Raw genomic sequence first — 11,907 nt, 5'->3', positions numbered from 1 at the left:
CGCCGGGGACAACGCCGCCGCGCCGGTTCGGATCGCCTCGCGGATCGCCTGTCGTATCGCGTCGCGGATCGCCTGTCGTATCGCGTCGCGGATCGCGTCGTCGCCGAGCGGCCGCCAGCTCGCCTCGGCGCGGCGGCGCGCCGCCGGCTCAGGCCTCCTCGGCCTCGCCGACCTGCGGATAAACGCCCGCCAGCACCGTCTCGAAATGGCCCTTCACGGCGTCGTTGCACTGGCAGGAGCGCGCCTTCAACGCCGCGAGATTGCGCACCACCAGCGCGCCGCGGCGCGTCTCGAGAATGCCTTCCGCCTTGAACACCTGCAGCATGCGGCTGGTGTAGCTGCGGCCGACGCCGAGCATGGTAGCGAGCTGCTCGTGGGTGAGCGGCACGGTCTGGTCGCCGGTGCGCTCCATCGCCGAGAGAATCCATTTGGCGCTGCGCTGCTCGATCGAGTGGATCGCGTTGCAGGCGGTCGACTGAAAGACCTGCGCCAGCAGGCAGTCGGCATAGCGCGCGAACAGGCCGGCGAGCGAGGGCGAGCGCGCCTTGGCGGCCTCGAGATGGGCGACCCGCAGCCGCACGAACGGCCCGGCATATTTGACGACGATGCGGCAATAGGCCGGCAGATGGCCGTGGCTGACGATGCCGCCGACCGCGCCCTCGCGGCCGACCAGGATGGTCTCGACGTCGCGCCCGTCCTCGTTGCCGACGAGGAAGGCGACCAGGCTCGCCCCGCAGGGGAAATGCACCGTCTCGACATGGTCGCCCGGCCGGTAGAGCAGCGTGTTGGCGACGCTGTCGACCGTCTCGAGATGCGGCGCGATCAGCGCGTAATCGCTTTCGCGTAAAACCTTCAACAGGTTGTTGGTCGGCCGACCGACCGAGACCGTCGCCCCGCCGTTCCGCGTCAACATCGAATTCGTCCCGCCTCGTGTGCCCGGCGCCCGAACTGTGCACAAGTGCACAGACCGATGGAATGCGCGATGCTACGTACGATGGATCGGCTGAGCCCGCGCGGGAGGGGACCCCGGGAGGAAGCAGCCGCCGCCAGACCCGAGGTCCGGGTCGCCTCACGGCAATGACGGTCGTTCCCCCGACACCGGAGTCGCTCGTGCCCCAACCGCTCCACCGCCTCGCGCGCGGTGCACGTCGCGAGGCCATGCGTCCGCGCCGGCCGACGACCCGGATAGCCATGCCCGACGACAACAGCCTTCCCGTCGATCTCGAAACGTGCGACCGCGAGCCGATCCATCTGCTCGGCGCGGTGCAGCCGTTCGGCTTCCTGCTCGCCGTCTCGCTCACCGATTGGCGCATCGTGCGCGCCTCGCGCAACGTCGCCGACCGGCTCGGCCGAACCGTCTCGGATCTCGTCGGCCGGCCGCTCGACACGGTGCTGCTGCCGGAGGCGGTGCACACGGTGCGCGGCCATCTGCAGACGGCGATGGCCGGCGACAGCAATGCGCGCGTCTTCGGCGTGCGGATCACCGGCGACGGGCTGCGGTGCGACCTCGCGGTGCATCTGGTCGACGGCACCGTGGTGATCGAGTGCGAGGCGTCGCAGGACGAGCCGGAGGTCAACGCCGCGGCGGTGGTGAAGGACATGATCGGCCGCATGCAGCGCGCCGGTGACCTGCCGGGCTTCTACCGGACGGCGGCGCGAGAGGTGCGGTCGCTCACCGGCTTCGACCGGGTGATGATCTATCGCTTCGATCACGACGGCTCCGGCGAGGTGATCGCCGAATCGGCGCAGGTCGGCCTCGAATCCTATCTCGGGCTGCATTATCCGGCCTCCGACATTCCCCGCCAGGCGCGCATCCTCTACGAGCGCAACTGGTTGCGCATCATCCCCGACATCGACGCGCCCCCCTCGCCGATCGAGCCGGTCGACGCGCCGGCGCTCGACCTGTCGATGAGCACGCTGCGCAGCGTCTCGGAGATCCATCTCGAATATCTGCGCAACATGGGCGTCGTCGCCTCGATGTCGGTGTCGATCCTGCGCGACGGGCACCTGTGGGGACTGATCGCCTGCCACCACTATTCGCCGCACGTGGTGCCGTTCGGCCGGCGCACCGCGGCCGAGCTGTTCGGCCAGGTCTTCTCGCTGATGCTGGAGACCCGCGAGCGCAAGGCGGAAACCACCGCCGAGACGCGCGCGCAGGACCTCCATCAGCGGCTGCTCACCGCGATGGCGCGCGAGGCGACCCGGTTCGACGGCATCGTCGCCCATCTCGACGAGATCGCCGATCTGCTCGCCTGCGACGGGATCGGCGTGTGGACCGAGGGCCGCGCGACGCTCGCCGGCGACACGCCGAACGCCACCGAGTTCCGCGCGCTGGTCGCCCATCTCGATTCGCTCGACATCGCCCGCGTGCACGCCCAGCCCGAGATCGCCGCGGAGTATCCGCCGGCCCGCGCCTTCGCCGCCCGCGCCGCCGGCATGCTGGTGGTGCCGCTGTCGCGCCCGGCGCGCGACTACATCGTGTATTTCCGCCGCGAGGCGACCCGCAGCGTCGCCTGGGCCGGCGACCCGCACAAGATCGTCACGGTCGGGCCGCTCGGGCCGCGCCTCACGCCGCGCAAGAGCTTCGAATTGTGGAAGGAGACGGTGCGCGGCCAGTCCAAGCCGTGGCTGCCGATGGAGCAGCGCATCGCCGAGACGCTGCGGGTGAGCCTGCTCGAGGTGATCCTGCGGCTGTCCGGCATCACCGAGACCGAGCGCCGCCAGGCCGACGAGCGGCGCGAGCTCCTGGTCGCCGAGCTGAACCACCGGGTGCGCAACATCTTCGGGCTGATCCGCGGGATCATCACCCAGAGCCGCGATTCCACCACCACGATCGACGACTTCACCGCCGCGGTGAGCGGCCGCATCCAGGCGCTCGCCCGCGCGCACGACCAGATCACCGCGTCGAGCAGGAGCCCCGCCTCGCTACGCGGCCTGATCGCGACCGAGACGGAGGCCTATTCGAGCGGCATGGCCGAGCGCGTCGTCATCGCCGGGCCGGACGCGCTGATCGCGCCGGAGGCGTTCACCACCGTCGCGCTGGTGATCCACGAGATGATCACCAACTCGGTCAAGTACGGCGCGCTCGCGGTGGCGCTCGGCCGCATCGTGATCACCACCGTCTTCACGCCGGACGGCCGACTGATGATGTCGTGGCACGAGCACGGCGGACCGCGGGTCGCGCCGCCGACCCGGCGCGGCTTCGGCAGCACGGTGATCGAGCAGTCGATCCGCTACGATCTCGGCGGCAAGGCGGAGGTGATCTTCGATCCGGCCGGGCTGCGGGCGATCTTCGAGATCCCGGCGAACAGCGTGCGGATCGACGCCGATGCCGCCGACGATCCGGCCCACGGGGCGAACCACGTGCCGGCGGCACGAACGGAGCGACGGATGCCGAAGGACGTGCTGCTGGTCGAGGACACGATGATCATCGCGCTCGACACCGAGGACATGATGACGGCGCTCGGCGTGGACACCGTGCGGCTCGCCCGCAGCCCGGCCGACGCGCTGGCGGCGATCGAGGCGCGCGCGCCCGACTTCGTGCTGCTCGACGTCGATCTCGGCAGCGAGACCAGCTTCGGGGTCGCCGAGCGGCTCACCGCGAAAGGCATCGAGTTCGCCTTCGCGACCGGCTACAGCGAGACCGCGGCGTTTCCGCCCGCCTTCGCCGAAGCGCCGAAGCTGCGCAAGCCCTACACGATCGACACGCTCGGGGCGCTGCTGGAACGGATCATGGCGACGCCGGACGCCGCCGGCGAGACGATCACAGAACCCTGCCCGGATTGAGGATGCCGTTGGGGTCGAGCGCGTGCTTCACGGTGCGCATCAGCTCGAGCGCCACCGGGTCCTTCACCCGCGCCAGCATCGCGCGCTTCATCACGCCGATACCGTGCTCGGCCGAGATCGAGCCGCCGAATTTCTGCACCAGCCCGTGCACCACCTCGCCCATCGCATCCCAGCCGGCGAGATAGGCGTCGGTGTCGGCGCCGACCGGCTGGCTGACGTTGAAATGCACGTTGCCGTCGCCGAGATGGCCGAACGGCACCGGCCGGCAGCCCGGCACGAGCGCCTGCACCGCCACGCTGGCCGCCGCGATGAAGGCCGGCACCGCGGCGACCGGCACCGACACGTCGTGCTTGATCGAGCCGCCCTCGAATTTTTGAGCCTCCGACACGAAGTCGCGCAGCCGCCAGAAGGCGGCGCGATGCTCGAGCGATTCGGCGAGCGCCGCGTCGGCGACCAGCCGCCGCTCCATGCCGCGCTCCAAGACGTCCTCCATCGCGGCGCGCAGATTTTCGCGGGTGCCGGAGGACAATTCGAGCAGCACAGACCAGGGATGCGGCGTCGTCAGCGGATCACGGATGTTCTCCCCGTGCGCGACCGAGAACTCGACCGCGATGCGCGCCATCAGCTCGAAGCTCGTCACCGTGCCACCGCAGCGCTCCTGCACCAGATCGAAGAAGGCGAGCGCGTCCTCGGCCGAGGCGAGGCCGACGAACGCGGTCTCGATCGCGCGCGGCGCCGGAAACAGCTTCAGCACCGCCGCGGTGATCACGCCGAGCGTGCCTTCCGCGCCCATGAACAGATGCTTCAGATCGTAGCCGGTGTTGTTCTTCTTCAGCGTGTCGAGGCCGTGCCAGATACGCCCGTCGGCCAGCACCACCTCGAGCCCGAGCACGAGGTCGCGGGCGACACCGTAGGCGAGCGCGGCGGTGCCGCCGGCATTGGTGGAGAGATTGCCGCCGATGGTGCAGCTCCCTTCCGACGCGAGCGAGAGCGGAAACAGCCGGTCGACCTCGGCCGCCGCCTTCTGCGCATTGGCGAGCACCACGCCGGCCTCACAAATCATCGTGCCGGAGGTCGGGTCGACCGCGCGGATGCGATCGAGCCGGCCGAGCGACAGCACCACCTCGCCTTTCTCGGCGATCTGCCCGCCGACCAGCCCGGTATTGCCGCCCTGCGGCACCACCGCCACCCGTTCCGCGTTCGCCAGCGCGAGGATGTGCGACACCTCGTCGACCGAGCCCGGCCGCAGCACCAGCGGCGTGCGCCCGTGATAGCGGCCACGCGGCTCGACGAGATAGGGCGCCTGGTCGGCAGGATCGGTCAAGGCGTGGCGCGCACCGACGATCGCCGCGAAGCGGTCGACGAGGTGTTTCGGCAGCGTCGGAACGACGGAGGACGTGTCTTCGGCGGGGGAGGTCATCGGCGGGATTTTAGGAGGGAGAGAGTTTTTGGGAAGCGGAAGGGGCGACGCCCGGGCGCCAGGAGACGTCTTTCACTCGGTCCCGCGACAGTGACAGCGGGCCCCCGGCGCTTTTACTCGGATTCCGGGTCGCGTCGAGGGCGCGGGGCGGCGGCGCGGGCGAGACGGTCCTCGATCGCGGCGCCGAGCCCGTGATGCGGGATCGCCGCCACCGCGATCACCGGCGCGCCAGTCGCGTCGAGCGCCCGCAGATGGGCGAACAGATTCGCCGCCGCTTCAGCGAGATTTCCGCGCTCGGAGAGGTTCAGAACCTTTGCCGCACGCTCGGCCCCCGCCGGCAAGCGGCTTCCGAAGGCGAGCAAGACTTCGCCGGGCAAAACCTCGGTGGCGTCGAGCCGCAATTTTGCACGCGGCGCATAATGGGAGGCCAGCATCCCCGGCGCGCGCGGGGCATCCGGCGCGGCGGTGCCGACCGGCGCGGCGGCGACCAGCGGCACCCCGAGCACCCGCTCGAGCGCTTCGCGCGGCAGCCCGCCCGGCCGCAGCAGGCGGGGCATGTCGCCGAAGCAGGCGACGATCGCCGATTCGACGCCGACCTCGGCCGGGCCGCCGTCGACGATCAGGTCGATCCGCCCGGCGAGATCCTCGCGAACATGGGCGGCGGTGGTCGGCGACACGCGGCCCGAGCGATTCGCCGACGGCGCCACCACCGGCCGGCCGGTGGCGGCCAGCAGGTCGTGCGCCACCGCATGGCTCGGCACCCGAATCGCCAGCGTGTCGAGCCCGGCGGTGGCGATGTCGGCGACCGGGCAGTTTTCCGCCTTGGGCACGACGAGGGTCATCGGCCCCGGCCAAAAAGCCTCGGCGAGCGCATCGGCGGCGGCATCGAAGCGCCCCAGCGCGCGCGCCGCGGCGACGTCCGGGACGTGCGCTATCAAGGGGTTGAAGCGTGGCCGCCCCTTGGCGGCATAGAGCCGCGCCACTGCCGCGCCATCGGTCGCGTCGGTGCCGAGCCCGTAGACCGTCTCGGTCGGGAACGCCACCAGGCCGCCCGCGCGCAGCACGCCGGCCGCTTCCGCGATCGCCGCCTCCCCCGCGTCGACGACACGGGTCGAAATCACCGTGGTCACCTCGTCTCCTTCTCTCGTCCCCGCCCGCCCGTTCTCGGCGCTCTCCACATATCCGTCGGGATATCTCGCCGCTACCCGCTGGCAGCGCTTGCGGGCGCCGATTCGCTTGGCTATAAGACCCACCTCGCGGCGGGACGGAGTGTAGCGCAGTCTGGTAGCGCACCTCGTTCGGGACGAGGGGGTCGCAGGTTCAAATCCTGCCACTCCGACCATTCCGCCACGTGCTCGGCCGAGGGCTCCGGTCCCGGCGCCCGTGCAAGTCGATGCGTGCGTGCAAGTCGATGCGCGCGAGCGCAAGGCCACGATGAGGCCCGAAGGCATTCCCCGCATTTTGCTCGATCTGTCGTGGACGGCCCGCTGGTCCGGCCCGCCGGTCGGCATTCTGCGCGTCGAGCGCGAGCTCGCCCGCTACGCGTTTGCCCGCCCCGGCACGGTCGGCGTCTTTTTCGATCCGGCGAGCCGGCGCTATCTCGCGCTGCCCGACGCCACCACGCAAAAATTCCTCGCCGGCGACGCGGTGCTCGACACGCTGGGGATCCGTGATCCCGGCCGGGCGGGCAAGCGCAAGAGCGAGGCGATCCCGGCACCGCTGCGGCCGGCCGCGCGCTGGCTCCTGCAGACCCGGCACATGGCGCTGCAAGCGCTGGAGCGCCGGCGGCTCGATGCCGCGACGCCCGCCGCGGCGGAGGCGATCGACCGGCTCCAGCGGCGGCTGATGTCGGCCAAATACCGGCGCTTCATGGTGAAGCCGGACGGCAGCCGGCGCGATTTCCTGCCACTCGACCGCTTGGCGGCAAAACCCGTCGCGTTTCGCCCCGACGACGTTCTGGTGTGTGCCGGCGCCGGCTGGTCGCACACCGACATCGACGCGATCGTCGCGCAGAAGCGGGCGACGCCGTTCCGCCTCGTGATCCTCTGCTACGACATCATCCCGATCCTGTTTCCGCAGTTCTACAAGCCGCACGACGTCGCCGGCTTCACCCGCTACTTCGACAAAGCCCTGCCGGCCGCCGATCTGGTGGTGACGAACTCGCACCGGGTCGAGGCGGACGTGCAGGCTCATTGCCGCGACAAGGGCTTGCCGCTCGCGGCGACCGCGGTGGTGCCGCTCGGCGCCGACGTGCCGGCATCGGGCACGAGTGCCGGCACGAGTGCCGGCGCCCTGCCACAAAACCTCGAGGCGCAGAAATTCGCGTTGTTCGTCTCGACCATCGAGCCGCGCAAGGGCCATCGACTTCTCTACGAGACGTGGCTGCGGCTGCTGGCCGACGGCGTGCCGCAAAAGACCGGGTTCAAGCTCGTGTTCGTCGGCCGCGCCGGCTGGATGGTCGACGACCTCGTGAAGGCGCTCGACACCGACCCGCGAATCGCCGGCTCGCTGATCCGGCTCGAAGGCCTGTCGGACGCCGCCGTGCGCGCGCTCTATGCCGGCTGCGCCTTCTGCTGCTACCCCTCGCGCTACGAAGGCTATGGGCTGCCGCTGGTCGAGGCGTTCCATTTCGGCAAGGCGGTGGTCGCCTCCACCGGCGGGTCGCTGCCGGAGGTGGCGGGGCCGTTCTCGCCCTGCCTCGATCCCGACGACGCGGACGCCTGGTATCGGACACTGCGGGAATGGATCGAGAACCCGGCCGCCCGCGCGCCCTACGAGGCCCGCATCCGCGAAAACTTCCGCCATCCGAGCTGGGACGAGGCCGCCGCCGACTTTTTCGCCCGCCTCGCGCCGCTCCTTCACGAGACCGCTGCCGGCCCCGCGCCCGTTGCGTGACGGCACGTTCGCTCGCCGTAAAGTCGTTTTCCGTTGCGTGGTTGCAATTTCGCCATTGCACCGGCGGCGGCCGGCGCAGCTTGCGACGGGGACGGCGGTCCCTAAGTACAGGTCGGCAGGACGTCCACCCCCGGACGCCGGAGAACCGTTCCGAAAGCGAGATTTGCCGTGACCCTTCGTCTGCATACCATCATTGCCAGCACCCGCCCCGGCCGCGTCGGCGCGCCGGTCGCCGACTGGTTCCAGGACGCCGCCAAGAAGAACGGCAAGTTCGACGCCCATCTGGTCGATATCGCGAGCTTCGAGTTCCCGGTCTACGACGAGCCGTTCCATCCGCGCATGCAGAAGTACCAGCACGAGCACACCAAGCGCTGGGCCGAGAGCGTCGCGGCCGCCGACGCCTTCGTGTTCGTGACGCCGGAATACAACTTCAACCCGACGCCGGCGCTGGTGAATGCACTGAACTACGTCTACAGCGAGTGGAACTACAAGCCGGCCGGCTTCGTCAGCTATGGCGGCGTGTCGGGCGGGCTGCGCGCGGTCGAGGCCGCGAAGGGCATCCTCACCACGCTCAAGGTGGTGCCGATCGTCGAGGCGGTGGTGATCCCCTTCGTGGCCAACCAGATGAAGGACGGCCTCTTTCAGCCGAACGACATCCAGACCCAGGCGGCCGGCGACCTGCTGAACGAGCTGCATCGCTGGGCGACCGCGCTGAAGCCGATGCGCGGCTGATCGCTCGCCTCCCGTCCCGGCGGCCCCGGCGTGATCCGGGCCGCGCGGCCGCCCCTCCGCCAGGCCCAGGTCCGCGCGGCCCAGGTGAGCCCGGCCGAGGTGCGCCCGGTACCGCTTGCGCTATACTCCGCGCCGCGACGGGACCGGCGGACGGAACGCACTCATGAGGACACGCCTGCGCGGCGGCCTGTTCGGCAAGTATGTCGGCAGCTTCGTCGGCTTCGCGGTGTTCGTGCTGGTGGTGAACGGCGCCCTGGAGATGGCGTTCACCTATCGCGAGACCTCGGCCGGCGTGTTCGAGGTGCTGACCGAGCGCGCCGAGACCACCGCCGCCAGCATCGCCCAGCAGGTCGCCGAGATCGAGCGGCAGATCGCCTGGGCGACGCGCGCGAGCGCCGGGCCCGACCAGCGCCGCAACGACTACAATCTGCTGCTCCAGCAGGTGCCGGCGATCGACGAGCTGATCCAGGTCGGCGGCGACGGCCGCGAGCGCCTGCGCGTCTCCCGCTTCTCCACCGAGACGGCGTCGGGCGCCGACCACACGGCCGACCCGCGCTTCGTCCGCGCGATCGCCGACCGGGTGTGGATCGGGCCGGTCCGGTTCCGCAACGACGTCGACCCCTATATCGCGATCGCGATGGCCCATTCCGGCCGCGACGCCGGCGTCACCATCGCCGAGGTCGACCTGCGCTTCCTGCGCTCGCTCGTGTCGGGCGTCGGGGTGGGCGACACCGGCTACAGCTACGTGCTCGCCGCCGGCGGGCGGCTGCTCGCCGCCTCCGAGCTCTTGAGGGCCTCGCGCGGCACCGAGATGACCGGGCTGTCGCAGGTGCGCACCATCCTGTCGGAGGCCGCCGGCCGCCCGGCCGACGACACCACGACGCTCGCCGCCTTCGGCCGCGACGCCGCCGACCGCACGGTGGTGGCGGCCGCCGCCGCCATCCCGCACACCGGCTGGCTGATGTTCGTCGAGCAGCCGCTCGCCGAGGCGTTCAAGCCGCTCTATGTGCTGCTGCTGCGCACCGCCGGGCTGATCCTCGCCTGCATCGTGCTCGCGGTGCTGACCGGCATTCTGCTGGCGCGGCGGATGGCGGTGCCGATCCGCGCGGTGGCGGAAGGCGCGGCGCGGCTCGGCGCCGGCGAGTTCGGCCACCGCATCGCGGTGAAGACCGGCGACGAGGTGGAGGCGCTGGCCGACGAGTTCAACCGGATGGCGGAGCGGCTGGAGCAGTCCTACAGCCGGCTCGAGCAGACGGTCGCGGAGCGCACCAAGAGCCTCGCCCGCTCGGTGCGCGAATTGAAGGCCCTCGAGGAGATCGGCCGCACTGTCGCCTCCTCGCTGGAGCTCGAGGCGGTGCTGTCGACCATCGTCGATCGCGCGGTCGACCTCGCCCAGGCCGACGCCGGCGCGATCTTCTCCTACGACCGGGCCGCCGCCGTCTTCCGGCTCGGCGAGGCGCACGGCTTCGACGGCGCGCTGGCCGCCGAGATGCGCACGCTGTCGATCCCGCTCGCCGGCACCTTGATGGGCGAGGTGGCGCACAGCGGCCGGCCGCGCACGGTGCCCGATTTCGGCGCCCGCAAGCTGCAGCGGATCGGCACGCTGGCGCAAGAGGCCGGGTTTCGTGCGGCGCTGCTGCTGCCGCTGGTCGGCACCGACGGCATCCTCGGCATGCTGGTGGTGCACCGGCGCGCCGAGGGCGACTTTCCGCAGACCACCGTCGACCTGATGCGCACCTTCGCCGACCAGTCGGTGATCGCCATGCACAACGCCGCCCTCTTTCGCGAGGTGGAGGAGCGCGGCCGGGCGCTGGCGCTCGCCAACCGGCACAAGTCGCAGTTCTTCGCCAATATGAGCCACGAGCTGCGCACGCCGCTCAACGCCGTGCTCGGCTATGCCGAGCTTCTGGTCGACGGGCTCTATGGCGAGATGCCGGACAAGGCGGTCGAGGTGCTGGAGCGCGTGCAGGCGAACGGCCGCCATCTGCTCGGCCTGATCAACGACGTGCTCGACCTCTCCAAGATCGAGGCCGGCCAGCTCGTCTTCGCCCGCGACGACTATGCGCTGCGCACGGTGATCGAGGCGGTGATCGCCTCGTGCGAGTCGCTCGCCCGTGCAAAGGGGCTTGCGCTCGACGCCTCGATTGCCGACGATCTGCCGATCGGAACCGGCGACGAGAGGAGGCTGACCCAGGTGTTTCTCAACATCGTGGGCAACGCCATCAAGTTCACCGAGCACGGCGCGGTGACGATCTCGGCCGGCGCCGCCGACGGCATGTTCGAGGTCGCGGTCGCCGACAGCGGGCCCGGCATCGCGGCCGGGGACCGCGCCCGCATCTTCGAGGAGTTTCAGCAGGTCGACAGCTCCGACACCCGCCGCAAGGGCGGCACCGGGCTGGGGCTCGCGATCGCCCGCCGCATCGTCGCGATGCACGGCGGCACGATCCGGCTCGACTCGACGCTCGGCGCCGGCTCCACCTTCCGCGTGCTCCTGCCGGTGCGCGCGCCCGAGGTCACGACCGCCTCGTCCGCGGACGGCGCGCCGCCGGCCTCGGCGCTCGCCGAGGAAAACGCGTCGTGACCGCGCGCATCCTGGTGGTCGAGGACACCGAGGACAATCGCCGCATTCTGCGCGACTTGTTGAATCACGCCGGCTTCATGCTGATCGAGGCCGACGACGGCGAGCACGGCGTCGCGCTGGCGCTGTCGGAGGAGCCGGACCTGATCTTGATGGACATGCAGCTTCCCGTGCTCGACGGCTATCGCGCGGCGCGCCGCATCAAGGCCGACCCGCGGCTCGCCAAGACGCCGCTGGTCGCCGTCACCTCCTATGCGATGCCGGGCGACGAGGAGAAGGCGCGCGCCGCCGGCTGCGACGCCTATGTGACGAAGCCGTTCAGCCCGCGCGCGCTGCTCGCCACCGTGAAGGCGCTTCTACGCGAGCGGGCGGAGTCGTGATCACGCCGACCACACCATCACCTCTCCCCGCAAGCGGGGAGAGGTCGGACCGCGCAGCGGTCCGGGTGAGGGGGATTTTCCGTTTGCTCCGGCCTGTCCCCCGCGCGCGCCGGCAC

8 protein-coding genes and 1 tRNA gene are annotated in these 11,907 nt (G+C 70.8%); 6 read left to right on the top strand and 3 right to left on the bottom strand.

All coding sequences use genetic code 11. The features are described from left to right. Window positions 1-148 precede the first annotated feature (148 nt). Window positions 149-913 (bottom strand): Crp/Fnr family transcriptional regulator, encoded by a 765-nt coding sequence (locus A33M_RS01225; RefSeq protein WP_008382593.1) that lies wholly within the window; start codon window positions 911-913, stop codon window positions 149-151. 278 nt (window positions 914-1,191) lie between these two features. Between A33M_RS01225 and A33M_RS01220 the strand changes: the two genes are divergently transcribed. After that, entirely contained in the window at window positions 1,192-3,786 is a 2,595-nt protein-coding gene (locus tag A33M_RS01220) for an HWE histidine kinase domain-containing protein (protein ID WP_008382591.1), read from the top strand. Here the strand turns inward: A33M_RS01220 and A33M_RS01215 are convergent. Continuing rightward, window positions 3,764-5,206: an FAD-binding oxidoreductase gene (locus A33M_RS01215; RefSeq protein ID WP_008382590.1), complete on the bottom strand. Its 1,443-nt coding sequence runs from the start codon at window positions 5,204-5,206 to the stop codon at window positions 3,764-3,766. The two genes, A33M_RS01220 and A33M_RS01215, sit on opposite strands and share 23 nt — an antisense overlap. Window positions 5,207-5,319: 113 nt before the next feature. Then, window positions 5,320-6,336 (bottom strand): L-threonylcarbamoyladenylate synthase, encoded by a 1,017-nt coding sequence (locus tag A33M_RS01210; protein ID WP_040618831.1) that lies wholly within the window; start codon window positions 6,334-6,336, stop codon window positions 5,320-5,322. A 135-nt stretch (window positions 6,337-6,471) separates the two neighbouring features. Between A33M_RS01210 and A33M_RS01205 the strand changes: the two genes are divergently transcribed. The 5 genes from A33M_RS01205 (at window position 6,472) to A33M_RS01185 (ending at window position 11,791) form a co-directional block, all read left to right on the top strand. Continuing rightward, a tRNA-Pro gene (locus tag A33M_RS01205) sits at window positions 6,472-6,548 on the top strand. Window positions 6,549-6,607: 59 nt separating this feature from the next. Next, window positions 6,608-8,101, top strand: a complete 1,494-nt coding sequence (locus A33M_RS21995) for a glycosyltransferase family 4 protein (RefSeq protein ID WP_008382588.1) — start codon at window positions 6,608-6,610, stop codon at window positions 8,099-8,101. Between the two features lie 168 nt (window positions 8,102-8,269). Next, the gene (locus A33M_RS01195; RefSeq protein WP_008382586.1) at window positions 8,270-8,833 is read left to right on the top strand and encodes an NADPH-dependent FMN reductase; all 564 of its coding nucleotides are present in this window, start codon (window positions 8,270-8,272) and stop codon (window positions 8,831-8,833) included. Window positions 8,834-8,996: 163 nt separating this feature from the next. Next, a complete protein-coding gene (locus A33M_RS01190) occupies window positions 8,997-11,414 on the top strand; it encodes an ATP-binding protein (RefSeq protein WP_008382585.1) in 2,418 nt (805 codons plus the stop codon). Further along, the gene (locus A33M_RS01185; protein ID WP_008382584.1) at window positions 11,411-11,791 is read left to right on the top strand and encodes a response regulator; all 381 of its coding nucleotides are present in this window, start codon (window positions 11,411-11,413) and stop codon (window positions 11,789-11,791) included. Before A33M_RS01190 ends, A33M_RS01185 begins: the two co-directional genes overlap by 4 nt. Window positions 11,792-11,907 lie beyond the last annotated feature (116 nt).

It is taken from the genome of Rhodovulum sp. PH10, assembly GCF_000293785.1.
Lineage (GTDB): Bacteria > Pseudomonadota > Alphaproteobacteria > Rhizobiales > Xanthobacteraceae > Rhodoplanes.
This window is presented reverse-complemented; position numbering and strand designations above follow the sequence as displayed.